Source organism: Rugamonas aquatica, assembly GCF_009380215.1.
Lineage (GTDB): Bacteria > Pseudomonadota > Gammaproteobacteria > Burkholderiales > Burkholderiaceae_D > Rugamonas > Rugamonas aquatica_B.
The window spans coordinates 247762-268173 of the sequence record NZ_WHUG01000003.1 but is presented as its reverse complement, the minus strand read 5'-3'; the positions used below and the strand labels follow the sequence as shown (position 1 = coordinate 268173).

The window sequence follows — 20412 nt, the reverse complement described above, 5'->3', positions numbered from 1 at the left end:
CAACAGGGGCCACTATACCATACCGGCCCTAGCGAGGTTCCGCCGACAGGCTGTTGAAGTCGTCGATCCAGCCCTGCATGCGCTTGTGTGCGTGGGCTTTCTGGGCCGGCGTCGCGATCTTGATGACGGTCAAGATGAACTGCATGGTGGATTCATCGTAGGCATCGAAGAACGGTTTGCGCTCGGAATGTTCCAGGCGCTCGAAGCTGTCCTTGATCAGCGTGTGGATCAGCGCCATCGTCGCTTCCTTGCTGAGTTTTTCGCGCTGCACCTTTTGCACCAGCGTCAGGATGTTCTTCTGGCGGCGCATGCGCTCGTCGAGCCAGATGTCGTTGTCCAGCGGGCGGGCGTCAGAGGCGCGGCGGATCTGCGCTTCCTGCTCGGCGCTGAAGGGGCCGAACCACAGCTCGAACTGCTCCATCGATTTTTTATAGCGGAACTTTTGCTGGGCTTCCTTGTCGCCCTTCATATTCTTCTTGCGGAACTCGACGTTATTGGCGGCGAACTTTTTTTCCAGCGCGACGATCTGCTCGGGTTGCAGCGAACGCGCCAGGTCGGCCAGCTCGGGCAAGGCCTTGAACAGCAACAGCTGGGTGCGGCGTTTGATTTCGTCGTAATCGTTGGTGAGGTCGGCCACGGTCGGGTTGCCGGCCAGCTGGCGCTGTCCGGTCTGCAGAAGTTGCGTGTAGTCACGCAACTGGGTCTTGCGATGCCAGTGGAACAGCTCGTCGATATCCTTCTTGACCCAGACTTTTTGATCGCTGTTGAGGTCGACGTAGGCGTCCAGCCACCAGTACAGCAGCGTGTCGCCGTGGTTGTAGGCCAGGCGCAGCGAGCTGCAACCGGCCAGCACCGCCATCAGGACGATCAGGAAAACCCGGCGCAGTGCGGGGCTGTGGATATCTGGCATGTTAAACTTTCGCATTGATTAACTTTCTTTGATTTGGCACCTATGAACGTAGTTATCCTCGCAGCAGGCATGGGCAAGCGCATGCAGTCGGCCTTGCCAAAAGTGTTGCATCCGCTGGCTGGCAAGCCGTTGTTGTCGCATGTGCTGGACACGGCGCGCAGCCTGTCCGCCAGCCGATTATGCGTGATTTACGGTCATGGGGGCGCAGCCGTGCTGGACATGCTGTCCAAGCAGCCGGAAAAGGTCGCCACCGCCCTGCAGGAACCGCAACTGGGCACGGGCCACGCCGTCATGCAGGCGCTGCCGGAGCTGGACGACAGCGCCGCCACCCTGATCCTGTACGGCGACGTGCCGCTGACCACTTCCGCCTCGCTGCAAGCGCTGGTGGACGTGGCCGGCAAGGACAAGCTGGGCATCCTGACCGTGGTGCAGGACGACCCGACCGGGCTCGGCCGCATCGTCCGTGAAAATGGCGAAATTGTCCGCATCGTCGAGCAAAAAGATGCGAACGAAGCCGAACGTGCGATTAAAGAGATCAACAGCGGCATTCTGGTGGTGCCGACCGCGCGCCTCAAGCAATGGCTGGGCGCGCTGAAGAACAACAATGCCCAGGGCGAGTATTACCTGACCGACATCGTCGCCATGGCGGTAGCGGACGGCGTGCCTGTCGTGTCGGCCCAGCCGTCGGCGCAGTGGGAAGTGGCGGGCGTGAACAGCAAGGTGCAGCTGGCCGAACTGGAGCGCATCCACCAGGGCAATATCGCCCTGAAACTGCTGGAACAGGGCGTGACGCTGATGGACCCAGCCCGCATCGACGTGCGTGGCGAGTTGATCTGCGGCCGTGATGTCACCATCGACGTCGGCTGCGTGTTCGAAGGCAAGGTTGAGCTGGCGGACGGCGTGCGCGTCGGCCCGCACAGCGTCATCATCAACTCCCGCATCCTGGCCGGCGCGCAGATCAAGCCGTTCTGCCATATCGAAGAGGCGGTGGTGGGCGAAGTGTCCATCATCGGCCCGTATGCGCGCCTGCGTCCTGGCACCGTGCTGGCCGAGGATGTGCACGTGGGTAACTTCGTCGAAATCAAAAACGGCCAGGTCGCCGCGCACAGCAAGGCCAACCACCTGGCCTACATCGGCGATGCGACCATCGGTTCGCGCGTCAACATCGGCGCCGGCACCATCACCTGCAATTACGATGGCGTGAACAAGTTCCGCACCGTGATCGAAGACGACGCCTTCATCGGCAGCGACAGCCAGCTGGTGGCGCCCGTCACCGTCGGCAAAGGCGCGACCCTGGGCGCCGGCACCACGCTGACCAAGGATGCGCCGGCCGGCAAGCTGACGATTTCGCGCGCGCGCCAGATCACCATCGACGGCTGGAGCCGCCCGGTGAAAAAGCCGAAGTAAGCGCTCAGCGCCTCAAGCAAAGCCGGGATACGTCCCGGCTTTTTTTACGCCTCGTATTGTGGATAACGATGTGGAGAAGCCTGCGTACAAGCCCTGCAAAAGCCAGGTATAAGCCGGGGAAAAGTGTTGGACAACCTTGCTTGCATGAACAAAGCGACCCCGCGCCACGGCCTGCAGCCACACTTCCGCTCATGTTGTGGATAAGCCTGTGGGAAATCTTGTGAGTAATTCAGGATAACTTTTTACTGTGGATAAGCCTGGGTATAAGCCCGTGCATAGCCCTTGGAAAAGCCTTGGAAAAGGCGGGAAAACATTTCCCGCTCACAATCCGGTGTGGATAAGCCTGTGTAAAAGCACCTGAACAAGCCGGGGATAAGCTGTTAAACCGCGATCCGCGTCTCGAATTTGCTGCGGAAAGTGGAAAAATACGCTTTGACGTTGCGCACATTGGTCTGCGTGGCGAACAAACGGTGCGCCAGCGCGTGATAGGCCGGCATGTCCACCACCTGGACGATCAGCACGAAGTCCGGCCCCGGCGCCACGCGGTAGCACTGCAGCACGGCGTCGTCGCCCGCCACATGGGCTTCGAACTCGGCCATGCGCTCGGCGGCCTGGATATCCAGCGAGATTTCCACAATCGCCGTCAGGCTGGGGCCGACCTTCTCCGGCGCCACGATGGCGACCTGGCGCTGGATCACGCCGCTTTCGGTCAGGTGCTTGACCCGGCGCAGGCAAGTGGGCGCCGACACGTGGACCGCCAGCGCCAACTCGCTATTTGTTTGTGAAGAATCAACTTGCAGCGCATTCAAAATGCGACGATCTATCTCATCCATAAAAATATTCCTAGAAAATGAAATAATATTTCACGATAACAGTGCAGTGAAAGAATATTCCAAAATATACAGGATTTAGAAAGCTTATTTCAGAAGTCCTGCTCTAGCATGGCTACACTTATTTTTAGCGAGGTTTTCCATGTGCGGCATTGTCGGCGCGGTAGCGCAACGTAACATCACCCCTATCCTGATCGAAGGCCTGAAGCGCCTGGAATACCGCGGCTACGATTCCTGCGGCGTCGCCCTGCACGTGGATGGCCAGTTGCAGCGCTCGCGCAGCACCTCGCGGGTGGCCGACCTGGAAAAGCAGATCGCCGAAGTCGGCATGCAAGGCTTCACCGGCATCGCCCACACCCGCTGGGCCACCCACGGCGCCCCTGCGTCGCACAATGCCCACCCGCACTTCTCGCCATCGACCGAGCAGGCGCGCATCGCCCTGGTCCACAACGGCATCATTGAAAACCACGACGAGCTGCGCGCCGAACTGACCGCGCTCGGCTACGTATTCCAGAGCCAGACCGACACCGAAGTGATCGCCCACCTGGTCGACCACATGTACACCGGCGACTTGTTCGAAACCGTCCAGCAGGCCGTCAAGCGCCTGCACGGCGCGTATGCGATCGCCGTGTTCGCCCGCGAAGAGCCGCACCGCGTGGTCGCCGCGCGCCAGGGTTCGCCGCTGATCGTCGGCCTGGGCCAGGGTGAAAACTTCGTCGCCTCGGACGCGATGGCGCTGGCCGGCACCACCGACCAGATCATCTACCTGGAAGAAGGCGACGTGGTCGACCTGCAACTGGCGCGCACCTGGATCGTCGACGTCGACGGCAAGCCGGTCACCCGCGAAGTCAAAACCGTGCAGGCGCACACCGGTGCAGCCGAGCTGGGCCCATACCGCCACTACATGCAGAAGGAAATCTTCGAACAGCCACGCGTCATCGGCGACACGCTCGAAGGCGTCACCGGCATCATGCCGGAACTGTTCGGCGACGGCGCCTACAACGTCTTCAAGCAGATCGACCGCGTGCTGATCCTCGCTTGCGGCACCAGCTACTACTCCGGCCTGACCGCCAAGTACTGGATCGAATCGGTGGCCAAGATCCCGGTCAACGTCGAGATCGCCAGCGAATACCGCTACCGCGACAGCGTGCCGCACCCGAACACGCTGGTGGTGACGATCTCGCAAAGCGGCGAAACCGCCGACACCCTGGCCGCGCTGAAGCACGCACGCAGCCTGGGCATGGAACACACGCTGACCATCTGCAACGTCGCCACCAGCGCCATGGTGCGCGAATGCAAGCTGGCCTACATCACCCGCGCCGGCGTCGAAGTGGGCGTGGCGTCGACCAAGGCCTTCACCACCCAGCTGGCCGCGCTGTTCCTGCTGACCTTGTCGCTGGCGCAAGTCAACGGCCGCCTGACCGACGAGGAAGAAGAGCAGCACCTGAAAGCCATGCGCCACCTGCCGGTTGCGATCTCGGCCGTGCTGGCGCTGGAACCGCAGATCATCGCCTGGTCGGAAGACTTCGCCCGCAAGGAAAATGCGCTGTTCCTCGGCCGCGGCATGCACTACCCGATCGCGCTGGAAGGCGCGCTGAAGCTGAAAGAGATTTCCTACATCCACGCCGAAGCCTACCCGGCAGGCGAACTGAAGCACGGCCCGCTGGCGCTGGTGACGGAAGAAATGCCGGTCGTGACGATCGCGCCTAACGATGCGCTGATCGAGAAGCTGAAGTCGAACATGCAGGAAGTGCGCGCGCGCGGCGGCCAGCTGTACGTGTTTGCCGACGTCGACTCGCGCATCACCTCGGGCGAAGGCGTGCACGTGATCCGTCTGCCGGAACACTACGGCCTGCTGTCGCCGATACTGCACGTGGTATCGCTGCAGCTGCTGGCCTATCACTCGGCGCTGGCACGCGGCACCGATGTGGACAAGCCGCGTAATCTGGCGAAGTCCGTTACTGTCGAGTAAGCCGTGGGCTTCAGTGGAAGCCCTCGAACGACACCTTCAGCATATGGCGCACGATATCGTCGGTCGCCATCTTGCTGTATTTCTGCAGATACTCGACCGCCGGGTCGCAGGTCCGCGCATAGTAGCTGAACAGGATGACGTCGGTGGGCAGCTCGCGGTTGAGCTGCCCCTGCTGCTGCGCCTGTTTCACCAGGGCTTCCAGCTGCCGGTTCAGTTTGACGATGCGCAGCATGTACTTCACATTCCGTATCAACATATCGCGCACATGGGGGCTGGTGGACGGCAGGAACGGCAAGCCGCCATCGAGACGCACCCGCAGCGCCCATTCCAATAGCGCCGACAATTTCTGCAACGCGCTCAGCGCAGGGTCCAGCGCCGCGACGTAATCCAGCGCTCCATCCAGCAAGCGTATCAGCGCCTCGCCCACCAGCTCCTCCTTCGACTTGAAGTGCTTGTACAGGCTGGGTTTGGAGATGCCCACCGCACCGGCGACGTCATCCATGGTCATCAAGTCATAGCCTTTTTGGCTCAGCACGGCGGTCGCGGCATCGAGGATCGCATTTTCGCGCAGCTTAAATGCTTGATTTTTAAAGCTTAATCTGGGAAGGATACTCATTGGTAAATTTACGCTACTAATCAGTAGCTTTTGTTGTGTGGTGGTAGTAATATTAGCACGCCGGTACACAAGGCGGTCAAAATAACCATCCCAACGACATGAATCTGCCACGCAAACGTATCGCCATTATCGGTTCAGGCATCTCCGGCCTGGCCAGCGCCTATTTCCTCAGCCGCAAGCACGATGTCGTGCTGTTCGAGGCGGCCGGCTATCTCGGCGGCCATACCAACACCGTCGAGGTCACGCTGGAGGGACATACCCACGGCGTCGACACCGGCTTCCTGGTGTACAACGAGCGCACCTACCCCAACCTGGTGGCCCTGTTCGACGAACTGGACGTGGCCAGCAACGCCAGCGACATGTCGTTCGCCGTGTCGATGGACGACGGCGCGCTGGAGTGGGCGGGCACCAGCCTGGCCACCGTGTTCGCGCAGCTCGCCAACATCGGCTCGCCGTCCTTCCTGCGCATGCTGTGGGATATCCTGCATTTCAACCGCAACGCCGAGCGCTTCCTGCAATTGTCCAGCCGGGACGACCTGACGCTGGGGCAGCTGCTCCAGCAACAGCGCTACGGCGCGCGCTTCCGCGACGCCTACCTGCTGCCGATGGCCGCCGCCATCTGGTCCAGTTCGCCGAACGACATCCTGAAATTCCCTGCGGCGACCTTTCTGCGCTTTTGCCTGAACCATGCGCTGCTGCAGGTCAACAACCGTCCGCAATGGCGCACAGTGGCGGGCGGCGCGCGCCATTATGTCGAGAAGATCGCCGCCGTGCTGCCGGACTGCCGCCTGAACACGCCCGTGCGCGCGGTGCTGCGCGAGGGCGGCAAGCTGCTGGTCTCCACCGCCGCCGGCACCGAAGCCTTCGACGACGTGGTGTTCGCCACCCACGCGCCGACCACGCTGTCGCTGCTGCTCAATGCCGGCGAGGCCGAGCGCGCTATTCTCGGCGGCGTACGCTACCAGCCCAACACCGCCTACCTGCACACGGACGTGAAACTGATGCCGCGCCGGCGCAAGGTCTGGGCCGCCTGGAACTATCTTTCTGGCGCGCAGTCGGCCGGACAGCGTCCCGTATGCGTGAGTTACTGGCTGAACCAGCTGCAGGCGCTGCCATTCGCGACGCCGGTCGTCGTCACGCTCAATCCCTACACGCCGCCCGCCGCTGGCACGCTGCTGGCCAGGTTCGAATACGACCATCCGATCATGGATCAGGCCGCCGTCCGCGCGCAGCAGCAACTGGCGCAGATACAGGGCAACGACGGCATCTGGTACGCCGGCGCCTGGACCGGCTACGGCTTCCACGAGGATGGCTTGAAATCGGCGCTGCGCATCGCGGCGGCCTTCGACGCCGCGCCCGCATGGACCACGCTGCCATGAAGCCGCCCGCTGCCCAGCTGGTGCACGGCCAGGTGATGCACGCGCGCCTGCGCCCGGCGCCGCACCGTTTCGTCTATCCGCTGTTCTATGTGCGCCTGAACCTGGCCCGGCTGGACGCCTGCAATTCGCGCTGGTTCGGCGTGGACCGCTGGCGGCCGCTGTCGATCCGCCGCCGCGACTACGGCCCGCGCGACGGCTCCAGCCTGGAACAATGGATGCGCGCGCTGCTGCGCGAACACCATATCGCCGCCGATGGCGAGATCTGGCTGCAAACTTTTCCCCGCGTTGCCGGCTACGCATTCAATCCCGTCAGCTTCTGGCACTGCCACGACGCCGACGGCGGGCTGTGCGCCGTGCTGGCCGAGGTCAACAACACCTTCGGCGAAAGCCACCGCTACCTGATGCGCGTCGCTCCGACAGCTGGTGCCGGCACCGCCCGCGCCGACAAGCAGATGCATGTGTCGCCGTTCTGCGAGGTTGCAGGGCACTACCGTTTCCGCTTCCGCCTCGGTGGCGCCAGCCACTGCACCGGCCTCGACTATTACGACAGCGATGGCCTGCTGTTGCGCACCGCGCTCAGCGGCCGTCCCGCACCCATGACCGACCGCGCCGTGGCCGGCGCGCTGCTGCGCTATCCGCTGCTGGGGCTGGGCATCGTGTTCCGCATTCACTGGCAGGCGCTCAGGCTCTGGCTGAAGCGCGTCCCGTTTTTCAGCAAGCCGCCCGCCCCCGCCCATCACACCACCGTGCACCAGGAGACTGCCCGATGAACCGCACCTTATCCACCGCCACGCTGTCGGCCCCCGTCGGCGCGCGCATGTTCCTGGCGCTGCTCAACAATATCCGTCACGGCCACCTGGAGCTGATCACGCCCTGCAATACCCGCATGGTGTTCGGCGACGCCCACGCGCCCACCGGCGCCACGCTGCAACTGCACGACTGGCGCGCCTGCCAGCGCATCCTGCGCGCGGGCGACATCGGCTTTGCCGAGGCCTACGCAGCCGGATGGATAGCCACGCCCGACCTGACCGCGCTGCTGCGCCTGGCGCTGCGCAACGAAGCGTCGCTGGACCAGCTGGTGTTCGGCGGCGTGCTGGCGCGTTGCTGGTACCGGCTGCGGCACTGGCTGCGGCCCAATACCCGCAAGGGCAGCCAGCGCAATATCCACGCCCACTACGACATCGGCAACGATTTCTACCAGCTGTGGCTCGATCCCAGCTGGACCTATTCCAGCGCGCTGTTCGACGGCGACTACAGCCTGTCGCTGCAAGACGCGCAGCAGCGCAAATACCAGCGCATCATCGACACGCTGCAACTGAAGCCGGGCCAGCGCGTGCTGGAAATCGGCTGCGGCTGGGGCGGCTTCGCCGAGCAGGCCGCGCAGCAGGGCATCCACGTGCACGGCGTGACGATTTCGCCGTCGCAGCTGGAAGTGGCGCAACGCCGCGTGCAGGCGCAGGGACTGCAGGACCGGGTGCGGTTGGAGCTATGCGATTACCGCGACCTGCGGGGCGAATACGACGCCGTGGTGTCGATTGAAATGTTCGAGGCGGTCGGCGAGCAATACTGGCCGCAGTATTTCCACACCGTCGCGGCCCGGCTGAAGGCTGGCGGGCAGGCGCTGGTGCAGTCGATCACCATCGGCGAACAGTATTTCCCGCGCTACCGCAGCAGCGCCGATTTCATCCAGCAGTACATTTTCCCCGGCGGTATGTTGCCCAGTGTCGAGCGCTTCGAACGGCAGGCGGCCCGCTGCGGCCTGCATCCGTTGGCGCGCCACGCTTTCGGCCGCGACTATGCGGAGACGCTGCGCCGCTGGGATGCCCGGTGCCGCAACGTCCACCAGCAGATCGCTGGCCAGGGCTTCGACGAGCACTTCCTGCGCATCTGGCAGATGTACTTCGCCTACTGCGAGGCCGCCTTTGACGAGGGACGCACCGATGTTGTCCAATTCCTGCTGCAAAAAGCCTGAACCCGCCTGGCTGCGGCTGGCCCTGCAAGGGGTTCTGCTGTGCTGCTTTTTAGCGAGTGGCCTGTGCGGTGCCGCCAGCTGGCGCGACGAGCTGCCCCGCGCCGAGGCGCTGGGCGACGGCGAACTGCGCTGGCTGGGCTTTCGCATCTACCGCGCCACGCTGTGGGCGGAGCAGCGGCCATTCCAGCCCGAGCGCGCGTTCGCGCTGCAACTGCACTACTACCGCAGCATCAGCCGCCAGCGCCTGGTGCAGACCAGCCTGGACGAAATCCAGCGCCTGAACGGCGCCGCCATCGATGCGGCCACGCTGGCGCAATGGGACAAGTCGCTGAACCGCGCCTTCACCGATGTCGAGCCCGGCGAAGAATTGACCGGCGTGTATGTGCCCGGCCACGGCATGCGCTTCTACAACCAGCAGCGCCTGCTGGCGGATATCGACGACCTGCGGCTGGCGCGCGCCTTCTTCGGCATCTGGCTAGACGAGCGGACCCGCGACCAAGACTTGCGCCGCAAACTGATGGGAGCTCCACAGTGACACCCGTCGCCGCGCAGCCGGCCGTTGGCCATCCGCACTGGTGGCGCCTGGCCGCCTACGGCCTGCTCGGCCTGCCGTTGGCCATGGCCGCGCTGCCCGTGTACGTGCAGGTGGGGGCGTACTACAGCATGTTGCGCGGCGTTCCGCTGGCGCAGTTGGGTTGGGTGCTGTTTGCCGCGCGCCTGCTCGACACCTTGCAAGACCCGCTGCAAGGCCACATCATCGACCGCCTGCGCAACGGCATCGGACGCTGGCTGGCGCTGGGCGGCGCCGTGCTCGCGCTGGCTTTCGCGGGCCTGTGGCAGCCGCCGGCTGGCAACTTGGCCGCGGCCGTCTGGCTGGGCGCCATGCTGGTGCTGGCTTACAGCGCGCACAGCATGTTGAACATCGCCTACCTGACGTGGGGCGCGCGCCTGAACGGCGGCGGCACGCAGCGCGACAGCGCCCTGCTGCCGGCCGCCGCCTGGCGCGAGGGCGCGGGGTTGGTCGGCATGATCGTCGCCAGCGTGATCCCCGCCACCATCATGAGCGGCGACGCCGAACGCATCCCGGCCCGCATGGCGCTCTACAGCCTGGCGTTTGCCGCGCTGCTGCTGGCGGCTTTGCTGGCGCTGCTGAAACTGGCGCCCGCGTGGCCCGCCGTCACCGAACGCGCCGGCGGGTGGCGCAGCACGCTGCGGCGCATGGCGTCGAACCGCGCCTTCCTGCGTTTGCTGGCGCCGTATTTCCTCAATGCCTGTTCGGTGTCGCTGCCGGCGACGCTGGCGCTGTTCTTCATCCGCGACCGCTTGCACGCGGCGCCGCTGGCCGGCGCCTTCCTCGGCTGCTATTTCATTGCCGCGGCCTGCGGCCTGCCGCTGTGGACCGCGCTGGCCCGCCGCATCGGCGTACTGCCGTGCTGGCGTATCGGCATGGCGCTGGCCATCGCCAGCTTTGCCGGCGCCGGCCTGCTGGGCGAGGGCGACGTGCTGCCCTACTTTGCCGTCTGCATCGCCGCCGGCGCGGCGTTGGGCGCTGACCTGGCCATGCCGCCGGTGCTGCTGGCTGAGCTGATCGGAACCGGCGAAGCGGCCGGCGCCTACTACGGCGTGCTGACGCTGCTGGGCAAGCTGGCGCTGGCCTTGTCCGGCCTGGCGCTGCCGCTGCTGGCCGCGCTTGGATACAAGCCCGGCGTGGCCGGCGGCGCCGCGCTGGCGCTGGTCTACGCCGCCGTTCCTTGCCTGCTCAAACTGCTGGCGATGGCCGCGCTGTGGCGCTTCCATCCGGCATCCATGCCCGTCGTACGCTACTGGAGTTCACCATGAAAACCTTGTTCTGCGGCCTGCTGCTGGCCTTGCTCGCCGGCTGCGCCGGCCCCGACGTCCAGCAATACAAGGCGCAACAGCCCGCACTCGACCTGGCCGCCTACTTCACCGGCACCACCGATGCCTGGGGCATGTTCCAGCGGCGCGGCGGCGCGGTGCAAAAACGCTTCCACGTCGTCATCACCGGCACCAGCACCGACGGCGCACTGACGCTCGACGAACAGTTTCGCTACGACGACGGCAGCACCCAGCGCCGCGTATGGCGCCTGACGCGCGCAGCAGACGGCCGCTGGCGCGGACGCGCCGACGACGTCAAGGGCGAGGCGCAGGGCGAACTGGCCGGCAATGCGCTGCGCTGGCAATACACGCTGCTGCTGCCGGTCGACGGCAGCACCTACGAGATGGCCTTCGACGACTGGATGTTCCTGATCGACGATTGCACGATGATCAACCGCGCCAGCATGGCCAAGTTCGGCATCGAGCTGGGGCAAGTCACATTGATGTTCCGGAGGCGCGCATGCGGCCCCTGAACCGGACGATCACGACGTGGGCCGGCCGGCGCGTGTGGCTGGTCGGCGCCTCCAGCGGCATCGGCGCCGCGCTGGCCCAGGAACTGCTGCTGGCGGGGGCGCGGGTGGCGCTGTCGGCCCGCCGCGCCGAGCTGCTGCAAGGTGTCGCCGCCAGGCACCCGCAAGCCATCGTCGCGCCCTTCGATATCCTGGACCAGGATGCATGGGCCGAGCGCTACCAGTATATCTGCGACCAGGCCGGCGGCGTCGACCTGATCGTGTTCTGCGCCGCCGCCTACCACCCCGAGCGCAGCTGGGATGTCAGCCCGGACGGCGCCGCCCACACGCTGGCCGTGAACCTGGGCAGCGTCTACACGGGATTGGCCACGGTGCTGCCCGCCATGCTGGCGCGCGGCAGCGGCGGCATCGCCATCGTCGCCAGCGTGGCCGGCTACGTCGGCCTGCCCAATGCCAGCGTGTACGGACCCAGCAAAGCCGCGCTGATCAATTTGGCGGAACTGCTGTACACCGACTTGCGGCCACGCGGGCTGGACGTCTATCTGATCAATCCCGGCTTTGTGCAGACGCCGCTGACCGCGCAGAACCAGTTCGCCATGCCGGCGTTGCAGACACCGCAGGCGGCGGCCAAGGCCATACGGCGCGGCTTCGCCGCCGGCCTGTTCGAAATCCACTTTCCGAAACGATTTACACTGATACTCAAACTGCTGCGCTGGCTGCCGTACCGCTGGCGTTTTGCCCTGATCACCCACTTCCTGATACCGCAATGACCGATCCCGAACCCCTGTTGGCCTGGTATGCCACGCTGACGCCGCACACCGTTGCGCGGGCCGGCGAATTCTACGCAGCCGATGCGCAGTTTCGCGACCCCTTCAACGACGTGCGCGGCGTTGCCGCCATCGAGGCGATCTTCCGCCACATGTTTGTCCACACCGAGGAGCCGCGCTTCGTCATCGGCGAGCGCATCGTGCAGGGCGACCAGGCGTTTGTCACCTGGCTGTTTGTGTTCCGGCTGCGCGGCGTGCCGTATCAGATCGCCGGCGGCAGCCATCTGCGCTTCAACCAGGACGGCCTGGTGGTGGTCCACCGCGACTACTGGGACGCCGCCGAGGAATTGCTGGCCAAGCTGCCCCTGATCGGCGCGCCGATCCGCTGGCTGCGCAGCCGCTTCCGCGTTCCGATGCCGGACTGAGCATGAGCACAACGCTCAAGCTGATCCTCGGCGACCAGCTCAATTGCGGCCACAGCTGGTTTGCCCGGCCACGCCAGGACGTGGTGTTCGTGCTGATGGAAGTGCGCCAGGAGACCGATTACGTGCTGCACCACGCGCAAAAGGTGATCGCCATCTTTGCCGCCATGCGCGACCTGGCGCGCCGGCTGCGCGAGGCCGGCCACCGCGTGCACTACCTGACCATCGACGACCGCGACAACCGCCAGTCCCTGCCCGCCAACCTGGACTTTCTGCTGGCGCACTACGGGGCCGACAGTTTTGCCTGGCAGGCGCCGGACGAATGGCGGCTGGACCGGCAACTCGCCGCCTACGCCGCCGGCCTCGACATCGCCACGCAGATGGACGACAGCGAGCACTTCTACACCGCCCGCCGCGGGGCCGCCGACTTTTTCGAAGGCCGCGCCGCCTGGGTCATGGAACCGTTCTACCGTCACATGCGCCAGCGGCACGGCGTGCTGGTCTCGGAGACTGGAAGTCCGACCGGCGGCCAATGGAATTTCGACCACGACAACCGCGAAGCCTGGCCGGGCGTGCCGTGGGAACCGGCCGATCCGCGTCCGCGCCACGACCACAGCGCGCTATGGCAAACCATCGAAGCGGCAGGCGTGCGCACCTTCGGCGCTCCGCAGGCCGGTGATTTCGCGTGGCCGCTCAACCGCGAGGAGGCGCTGCTGCAACTGGACAGCTTCGTGCAGCACGCCTTGCCCCATTTCGGCCGCTACCAGGACGCGATGAGCGTGCGCGCCTGGCGGCTGTTCCACTCGCTGCTGTCGTTCGCGATGAACACCAAGATGCTCGATCCGCGCACCGTGGTCGAACGGGTCGAAGCCGCCTGGCGCGACGGCGCCGTGCCGCTGGCATCGGCCGAGGGTTACATCCGGCAGATACTTGGCTGGCGCGAATACGTGCGCGGCGTCTACTGGCACCGCATGCCGGGCTACGACCAGCTCAACACCTTCGGCCACACGACCGCGCTGCCGCACTGGTTCTGGAGCGGGGACACGCGCATGCGCTGCGTGGCGGCGGCCATCGGCCAGTCGCTGGAGCACGCACACAGCCACCATATCAACCGGCTTATGGTCATCGGCAATTTTTCCCTGCTGGCGGGGCTGTCGCCGCAGGAGCTGCATCAATGGTATCTGGGCATCTACATCGACGCCTTCGAATGGGTGGAATTGCCGAACACGCTGGGCATGAGCCAGTACGCCGATGGCGGCCTGCTGGCGACCAAACCCTATGTTTCCAGCGCCGCCTATATCGACCGCATGAGCGATTATTGCAAAGGCTGTCACTACCAAAAGAAACAACGCATCGGCGAACGCGCCTGTCCCTACAACGCGCTGTACTGGGATTTTTTTCTGCGCAATGACAAGCGGCTGGGCAACAACCACCGCCTCGGCATGGTCTATCAGCAGCTACGCCGCATGGGTGACGCCGACCGGCAGGCCCTGCAGGAGCAGGCCGCCGCGACCCGCGCCAACCTGGCCACGCTGTAGGAATCGAGGCTCAAAACGCAATATTCACCGGTATTCGCCGATATTCATCTTCTAATTCATTGTGGAATCCGCAAGAATATGCCCATTCTCTTGGAAGAAAGGCATGTCCCCGATGAATTTTGGCGAACGACTCAAGCAAATCAGAACGGAAAGAAATCTCACGCAGCCGCAGATGTCGGCTGCGATCGGCATCGAGCAGTCCTACCTGTCCAAGCTGGAAAACGATAAATCCCAGCCCTCGGCCGAGATGTTCAGCGCCATCGTCGCCGCCCTCGAACTCGACGCCAAGGAGTTCCTGGGCGGTATCAACAAGCAGGCGCTGCAAACCTCGCTGCGCCATATACCGGAAGTTAGCCAGTTCTTGAACGGCACCGTCACCCAGCGCGTTCACGACGCCAGGAAATGGCTGTTCAGCGCCGCCGCCGCCGGCGCCCTCGGGTTCGCACTGATGCTGGCGGCCAACGACGGCATTTTCTCTTCCAACATGCAGTACAAGTACGTATCCAAAGGCGTGCTGCTGAAAAATGAGTCAGACAACATCTTTGACCAGTTCAAAGAGATCCAGAACCTGAAGCTCGCCGCGAACACGATCAGCGCCGAAGAACACGCCAGATTGCTGGCCGCGTTCGAAGCCGACCGGGTCCGGCTGGCGACGGTCGAGTTCCCGGAGGACCGGGGCAGCGTGTTCTTCGAGAACGTCGAGAACGGCAAGCGCAAGTTCGAACTGATCAACACGCGCCATGCGCGTTCGCCGCTCAACCGGGTGTTGCAATACCTGGGCGGACTGCTGGCGTTTTGCAGCGTGCTGATCTGTTTTGTCGAGTGGCGGATGCGCAAGGCAAGCGCGGCGATTAATAACGAGTTGAAATAACCAGAGGAGAAGTAGCGTGTCGCAAATCAGAACATTTTTGACGGGTGCAACGACGATGGCCAGCGCGCTGGCCGCAGTGTTTTTCCTGACCGGGGCCAGGGAGCCGATCAGGCATGAGAAGTTCGACGAGATCACGGTCGGCCGCATCAATATCGTCGAACCGGACGGCACCAAGCGCATCGTCATTTCGAACAAGGCGCAGTTCCCTGGCGATTTCATGCAGGGCAAGGAAGGCGCCCGCCCGGACCGCAGCAGCTTTGCCGGCATGTTGTTCATCAACGAGGAAGGCACGGAAAATGGCGGCTTGATCCAGAAAGGCAGCATTGCCGCCGATGGCAAGATCTCGTCCGGCCTGTCGCTGACCTTCGACCGCTTCCGCCAGGACCAGGCCCTGCAATTGATGAACAACGACAGCGCGACCCATCAAACTACCGGCATCAAGATCAACGACGTTCCGCTGTACACGGTGACGTCGCTGGAGGACCACAGCCGCTTCCGCGAGGCGGCGAGAAAGCTGCCCAAGGCCGATCAGGAAGCGTATTGGCAGAAGCTGAGCGATCAGGGCCGCCTGAGCAACAACCGCATCTGGCTGGGCAATACGCGCGACAAGGGCTCGTCCCTGCAACTGAATGATGCGCAAGGCCGGGTCCGCATGATGCTGCTGGTCAGCGCGGACGGCAAGGCCGAGATTCAGATGCTGGACGAAGCCGGCAAGGTCAGCAAGACCATCTCGCCGACCTCGAAGGAATAAGGCTTACTGATCCTCTGCGCCAGCCTGGTGGAACACCAGTTCCTCCACCCGTTTGCCGTTGCACAGGTGGTCATCGATGATGCGATCCATGTTCTCCGGCGTGACGTTGTAGTACCAGGTGCCATCCGGCTGCACGCAGACGATGGGGCCGCCCTTGCAGGCGGCGAAACAACCGACGCGGCTGCGCTTGACGCGCAGTTCGCCCGCATCGAGCCCGGCGGCCTTGAACTTGCCGCCCAGGCTGTCGAACAGCAGCTGCGACGCGCCGTCTTCGCTGCAACGCGGGCCGGTGCAGATCAGCAGGTGGCGGTGGTAATTGCCGATCTTCGGCTTGACGACGGCTTCACTCATGCTTCGGCCTCCTCGCTGGCGGCGGCTTCGGCTTCCACCGGCTCGTTCAAGGTGTCGCGGATGTAGTCGGCCGGCAGGCGATGGCGTGCCGCCAGCGTCTCGATGCTGTCGCCGGCCGCGTGCTCGGCCTGCAGCGTTTCCAGCCAGCCCAGCAGGCCGGTGGACAGCGAACGGCCCGCACGCTCCCCCTCACGCGTGGCGCCGCCCTCTTCCATGTCGTACTTGTTGGCGTAGCCACGCGGCGTGACCATCAGGCCATGGCGCACGAAGGTATTGCTATTGCCGATCAGGACGGTGCTGAGCATGCCGATATCCGCGTCCGCCATCGAATCCAGCGTGGTGAAGACGATGTTCTGGCGGCGGCGGTAGCCGCTCTTGACGATGGCCACCGGCGTATCCGGACGGCGATGGCGCAGGAACAGGCGCTGCGCTTCCAGGATCTGGCGCGTGCGGCGGCCGCTCTTCGGGTTGTACAGCGCGACGACGAAATCGGCCATCGCCACCGCGTCCAGGCGGCGGGCGATGGTCGGCCACGGCGTCAGCAGGTCGGACAGCGAGATCGCGCAGAAGTCGTGCGTCAGCGGAGCGCCGACCAGCGCCGCGCAGCTGTTCAGCGCCGAGGCGCCGGGAATGATCTCGACCTGCACCGGATCGTCCGGCGTCCAGCCGGACTGGAACAGCACTTCGAAGGTCGGCCCGGCCATGCCGTACACGCCGGCGTCGCCCGACGAAATCAGCGCCACCTTCTTGCCGGCGCGCGCAGCCTCCAGTGCGCTGACGGCGCGGTCCAGCTCTTCGGTCATCGACTTGCGGATGATTTCCTTGCCTTCGAGCAGATCCGCCACCAGCTTGATGTAGGTGACGTAGCCGATCACCACGTCGGCTTCGGCGATGGCGTCGCGCGCGCGCTTGGTCATGTGGTCGACGCTGCCGGGGCCTATGCCCACCAGCATGATCTTGCCGGCGGTCGGGACGTATGCTTCGTTCATGGTTGTTTCCTTGCGATGGAGACGGTGGCATTGCGGCCATCTGCGCCTTTGAGTTTATGTTTTTCGACGACCAGCGCGGTCATCGGCGTATCCGGTCCGGCGGCCAGCAGCGCCGCCGCTTCGCTCACCGACGGCGTGCCGGTGTAGCGGCGCACGGTTTCGGACGGGTGCGGCACTTCCACGGCGGCCAGCTGCTGCGCCTCGTAGAAATGCAGCGGCCAGCCGAGTTCCGCCGCCAATGCCAGCAGCGCCGCCTCGTCCCGCTTCAGCGTGATGCTGGCGGCGGCCACCACTTGCCCGGCATGCGCGCCGGCGTCGGCCAGCGCCGCCTGCACGGCTTCGCGCAGCGTCTCCAGCAGCACGCCACGGTCGCAGCCGAGGCCCACGGTGTATTGCGTCATGCCGCGTTATCCAGCGGCGGGCGGTAGACCACCAGGCGCTCGGTCAGCGCATCCCAGCGCTCGGCCGTCACGTCGGCGTGCGTGACCCACAGCAGCGCCGCGTAGCGGTCCAGCGGCACGTCGTCGAAGCGCGCAAAGCGGTGGATGTTGTCCGGCACCGGGGTGGGACGGGTCCACCAGTCCGGGCTGCCCGCTTCCTGCACAAAGGCGATCGGTTCGCCGTTGACCACATGGGCGGACACGCGCGTGATGTTGATCTTGGGCGCTTCCACTTTCCAGCCCAGGTGGCGGCCCAGGATATCGACCGGTATCGTGCGGCCGACGTCGGACGCGGTGGTCAGCACGGGCGCGGCGCCCAGCAGGTCGGCGACCCGCTCGCTCCACTCGTTGGCGCCGCCGACGTGGCCGGACAGCACCGGAATCACATACTGGCCGGCGTCGTCGACGACGATGATGCCCGGGTCTTCATCCTTGCTGCGCAGGTGGGGCGCGATCAGGCGCACCACGGCGCCCAGCGAAACGAAGAAGATGATCTGGTCGTAGCCGGCGAACAACGGGCCTATCTCGTCGCGCAATGCGCCGTCGTAGGCGCGCACGGTGTTGCTGGCTTCCGCAAACACGGCGGCGAATTTGGCCGAGGTGCAGATGTCTGCTTCCGGCAGATCGGCGGCCAGGCGCGCGGCCTGCGCGGCGCCGTGCTTGGTGATGGCGACCAGGCATACGCGTGGTGCTTCGGTGGTGATAGGTGCGCTGCTCATGCGGTCTCCGTGACTTGGGGTTGAGGGCTGTCTTTCTTCAGGCAGCCTTTGATGCGTTCGCCGCGTATGCGGTGTCCGTGTTTGACGATCAGCAGCGACAGGTAGCTGACCTTGGTGCCGCGCAGTGCCAGGATGTCGTTGCCGCTGAAGCGGCGTTCGTCGGGTGCGCCCACGCGTTCGATGAAGTGCGAGCCTGCCAGCAGCTCGCGCCGTTCGAGCCAGTCGATCAGCTCATCCATCAACGGCTTCACCTTCATCAGCACCAGCGTGTCGAAGTCGGGCAGCAGGCGTTCGACCGCGCTGACGCCGTACGCTGCGGGCACGATGGCGACCGTGTCATCCTGCTCGGCGAACGGCACCGGCACTTGCGCGCAGGCGGCGGTGAAGGCGTTGACGCCGGCGATGATCTGCACCGGCACGCCGGGGTCCAGCGCGTTCACCGTGCGGGCCAGGTGGCCGAAGGTGGCGTAGGTGCTGGCGTCGCCTTCGACCAGGAACAGCACGTCGCGGCCGGCGCGCAGCCATGGCAGCACCGTGTCGGCGGCCTTGAGCCATGCGCGGCCGAGTTTTTCGCCGTCGTGCGTCATCGGGAACAGCAACTGCGTGTGCTGCTCGGGCGGCGTCGCGCCGGCGCGCTGCACGATGTCGAAGGCGTAGCTGGGCGTCTTGCCGCTGCGCGCCGGGTAGACCCAGATCGTATCGCGGCGTTGCAGCGCTTCCCACGCGGCGCGCGTGATCAGGCCTGGATCGCCGGGACCGAGAGAAATGCCCCACAAGGTGCCTGGCTGGATATGGATATGCTCACTCATCGCGTGCCTCCTCGGCGCGGCGCGCGCAGACGATCCACACCGGGTTTTCCGCCGCCATGCGGTGCATGTGCAGGATAGGTTTGCTGCGCGCCGCTTGCAGTTGCAGCACATCCCAGTCGACGCCTTCCAGCGCTTGCAGCGTGGCGGTGGCGGTGGCCAGGTTTTCCAGCGTGACGAAGTTCATCACCAGCGCGCCGCCGGGACGCAGGCGCGACATCACACCGCCGATCAGCGTCGCCAGCTCACCGCCGGAGCCGCCGACGAAGACCGCGTCCGGATCCGGCCAGGCGTCGAGTCCCTCCGGCGCTTTGCCGAGGAACAGGCTGTAGTTGCTGACGCCGAAGTTGGCGTGGTTCTGTCCCGCGATGGCGAAATCCGCCTCGTTTTTTTCCGTGGCGTAGACGTGGCCTTGCGGGCAAAGCCGCGCCGCCTCCAGGCCCACCGAACCGGAACCGGCGCCGATGTCCCACACCACGCTGTCCGCCCGCAGTTGCAGGCGCGCCAGGCTGACCGCGCGCACTTCCTGCTTGGTAATCAAACCCTTCTCCGGCTGCCGCTGCACGAACTGCGCATCGGCCAGGCCGAAACGCACCGGCCGCGCTGCCGGCGTCACGCGCCACAGCAGCACCACGTTGAGCGCGGCGAAGCGCATCTCGGATGCCTGTTGCGGCGTCAGTTCCGCCACCACGCGTTCTTCCGGTTGCAGCAGGTTTTCCGCCACCGCCATCAGGAAGTCGTCGCCCAGTCCTTCGGCCAGCAGCAGGCGCGCGATCCGATCGGGGCTGTTGTCAGGGCTGGTCAGCACCAGCAGGCGCGCATGCTGACGCGTGGCCTGCGCCAGCGCATACAGGCCATGGGCGGGCACACTGCCGCGCTGCCATTCGCCTGCATCCTTGGCGTGCACCGAGACGATGCGCGCGTCCTGCCACGCCAGGCCGATGCGCGCACAAGCCAATTGCAGCGTCGACAGGTTGGGCAGGATGTCCAGCGCCTGCACGCACAGATGCTGTGCGAGATACGGCGCGATGCCGTGGCACAGCGGATCGCCGGTCGCCAGCACCACGCAGGACAAATGGTCGGCGCGTGCGGCGCGCACCCATTCCGGCACTTCTTTCAGTTTGCCTGTGAGGTCGTGGCGCACGGCGCCGGGCTTGAACTCGGGCGCCAGCAAGGCCAGCGTGCGCGTGCCGCCGACGATCACGTCTGCGCTGCGCAGCAAGGCCAGCGCGGTCTGGTTCAAGCTGGCGATGCCATCGTCGAGCACACCGATCACGCGGCAGGGATTGGGGTCTTGTATTTCCAT

At 65.0% G+C, this 20412-nt stretch carries 22 protein-coding genes; 13 read left to right on the top strand and 9 right to left on the bottom strand.

Features of this window, described 5'->3' with window-relative positions; genetic code table 11:
- Nucleotides 1-28: 28 nt before the first annotated feature.
- Nucleotides 29-910, bottom strand: coding sequence for a DUF6279 family lipoprotein (locus GEV02_RS09275; protein WP_152837745.1), 882 nt, complete (start codon nt 908-910; stop codon nt 29-31).
- 42 nt (nt 911-952) lie between these two features.
- On the opposite strand from GEV02_RS09275, the gene glmU reads away from it, so the two are divergent.
- Nucleotides 953-2317, top strand: a complete 1365-nt coding sequence (gene glmU / locus GEV02_RS09270) for a bifunctional UDP-N-acetylglucosamine diphosphorylase/glucosamine-1-phosphate N-acetyltransferase GlmU (protein ID WP_152837744.1) — start codon at nt 953-955, stop codon at nt 2315-2317.
- A 380-nt stretch (nt 2318-2697) separates the two neighbouring features.
- On the opposite strand, the gene GEV02_RS09265 is transcribed toward glmU, so the two are convergent.
- Nucleotides 2698-3150, bottom strand: a complete 453-nt coding sequence (locus GEV02_RS09265; protein ID WP_152837743.1) for an Lrp/AsnC family transcriptional regulator — start codon at nt 3148-3150, stop codon at nt 2698-2700.
- A 139-nt stretch (nt 3151-3289) separates the two neighbouring features.
- On the opposite strand from GEV02_RS09265, the gene glmS reads away from it, so the two are divergent.
- Nucleotides 3290-5119: a glutamine--fructose-6-phosphate transaminase (isomerizing) gene (glmS, locus tag GEV02_RS09260; RefSeq protein ID WP_152837742.1), complete on the top strand. Its 1830-nt coding sequence runs from the start codon at nt 3290-3292 to the stop codon at nt 5117-5119.
- Between the two features lie 10 nt (nt 5120-5129).
- Here glmS and GEV02_RS09255 read toward each other — a convergent pair whose 3' ends face one another.
- The gene (locus tag GEV02_RS09255) at nt 5130-5735 is read right to left on the bottom strand and encodes a TetR/AcrR family transcriptional regulator (protein WP_152837741.1); all 606 of its coding nucleotides are present in this window, start codon (nt 5733-5735) and stop codon (nt 5130-5132) included.
- Between the two features lie 98 nt (nt 5736-5833).
- Here GEV02_RS09255 and GEV02_RS09250 point away from each other — a divergent pair, with 98 nt between their 5' ends.
- From GEV02_RS09250 to GEV02_RS09200, 11 genes are all read left to right on the top strand, one after another.
- Entirely contained in the window at nt 5834-7114 is a 1281-nt protein-coding gene (locus tag GEV02_RS09250; protein WP_152837740.1) for an NAD(P)/FAD-dependent oxidoreductase, read from the top strand.
- Nucleotides 7111-7884: a DUF1365 domain-containing protein gene (locus GEV02_RS09245; protein ID WP_152837739.1), complete on the top strand. Its 774-nt coding sequence runs from the start codon at nt 7111-7113 to the stop codon at nt 7882-7884. The genes GEV02_RS09250 and GEV02_RS09245 overlap by 4 nt, the downstream gene beginning before the upstream one ends.
- Complete coding sequence (locus tag GEV02_RS09240) at nt 7881-9086, top strand: SAM-dependent methyltransferase (protein WP_152837738.1); 1206 nt, start codon at nt 7881-7883, stop codon at nt 9084-9086. The genes GEV02_RS09245 and GEV02_RS09240 overlap by 4 nt, the downstream gene beginning before the upstream one ends.
- Entirely contained in the window at nt 9055-9621 is a 567-nt protein-coding gene (locus GEV02_RS09235) for a chalcone isomerase family protein (protein WP_152837737.1), read from the top strand. The genes GEV02_RS09240 and GEV02_RS09235 overlap by 32 nt, the downstream gene beginning before the upstream one ends.
- Complete coding sequence (locus GEV02_RS09230) at nt 9618-10925, top strand: MFS transporter (RefSeq protein WP_328595766.1); 1308 nt, start codon at nt 9618-9620, stop codon at nt 10923-10925. Before GEV02_RS09235 ends, GEV02_RS09230 begins: the two co-directional genes overlap by 4 nt.
- On the top strand, nt 10922-11455 hold the full coding sequence (locus tag GEV02_RS09225; RefSeq protein ID WP_152837736.1) for a DUF3833 domain-containing protein: 534 nt from the start codon (nt 10922-10924) through the stop codon (nt 11453-11455). Before GEV02_RS09230 ends, GEV02_RS09225 begins: the two co-directional genes overlap by 4 nt.
- A complete protein-coding gene (locus GEV02_RS09220; RefSeq protein WP_152837735.1) occupies nt 11443-12222 on the top strand; it encodes an SDR family NAD(P)-dependent oxidoreductase in 780 nt (259 codons plus the stop codon). The genes GEV02_RS09225 and GEV02_RS09220 overlap by 13 nt, the downstream gene beginning before the upstream one ends.
- Nucleotides 12219-12644, top strand: coding sequence for a nuclear transport factor 2 family protein (locus GEV02_RS09215; RefSeq protein ID WP_152837734.1), 426 nt, complete (start codon nt 12219-12221; stop codon nt 12642-12644). Before GEV02_RS09220 ends, GEV02_RS09215 begins: the two co-directional genes overlap by 4 nt.
- A gap of 2 nt (nt 12645-12646) precedes the next feature.
- The gene (locus GEV02_RS09210) at nt 12647-14179 is read left to right on the top strand and encodes a cryptochrome/photolyase family protein (protein ID WP_152837733.1); all 1533 of its coding nucleotides are present in this window, start codon (nt 12647-12649) and stop codon (nt 14177-14179) included.
- Between the two features lie 103 nt (nt 14180-14282).
- Nucleotides 14283-15050, top strand: coding sequence for a helix-turn-helix domain-containing protein (locus GEV02_RS09205; protein ID WP_152837732.1), 768 nt, complete (start codon nt 14283-14285; stop codon nt 15048-15050).
- Nucleotides 15051-15066: 16 nt separating this feature from the next.
- Nucleotides 15067-15801, top strand: coding sequence for a hypothetical protein (locus GEV02_RS09200; RefSeq protein ID WP_328595765.1), 735 nt, complete (start codon nt 15067-15069; stop codon nt 15799-15801).
- A gap of 3 nt (nt 15802-15804) precedes the next feature.
- Here GEV02_RS09200 and GEV02_RS09195 read toward each other — a convergent pair whose 3' ends face one another.
- From GEV02_RS09195 to cbiE, 6 genes are read right to left on the bottom strand one after another with little or no spacing between them, the layout of a single operon-like run.
- Nucleotides 15805-16152: a (2Fe-2S) ferredoxin domain-containing protein gene (locus GEV02_RS09195; RefSeq protein WP_008443347.1), complete on the bottom strand. Its 348-nt coding sequence runs from the start codon at nt 16150-16152 to the stop codon at nt 15805-15807.
- A complete protein-coding gene (gene cobJ, locus GEV02_RS09190) occupies nt 16149-17141 on the bottom strand; it encodes a precorrin-3B C(17)-methyltransferase (protein ID WP_152808007.1) in 993 nt (330 codons plus the stop codon). Before cobJ ends, GEV02_RS09195 begins: the two co-directional genes overlap by 4 nt.
- A complete protein-coding gene (locus GEV02_RS09185; protein ID WP_152837731.1) occupies nt 17138-17542 on the bottom strand; it encodes a cobalamin biosynthesis protein in 405 nt (134 codons plus the stop codon). The genes cobJ and GEV02_RS09185 overlap by 4 nt, the downstream gene beginning before the upstream one ends.
- Nucleotides 17539-18300, bottom strand: a complete 762-nt coding sequence (locus GEV02_RS09180; protein WP_152837730.1) for a cobalamin biosynthesis central domain-containing protein — start codon at nt 18298-18300, stop codon at nt 17539-17541. The genes GEV02_RS09185 and GEV02_RS09180 overlap by 4 nt, the downstream gene beginning before the upstream one ends.
- On the bottom strand, nt 18297-19109 hold the full coding sequence (cobI, locus tag GEV02_RS09175; RefSeq protein ID WP_152837729.1) for a precorrin-2 C(20)-methyltransferase: 813 nt from the start codon (nt 19107-19109) through the stop codon (nt 18297-18299). The genes GEV02_RS09180 and cobI overlap by 4 nt, the downstream gene beginning before the upstream one ends.
- Nucleotides 19102-20412, bottom strand: a complete 1311-nt coding sequence (gene cbiE, locus GEV02_RS09170) for a precorrin-6y C5,15-methyltransferase (decarboxylating) subunit CbiE (protein WP_152837728.1) — start codon at nt 20410-20412, stop codon at nt 19102-19104. Before cbiE ends, cobI begins: the two co-directional genes overlap by 8 nt.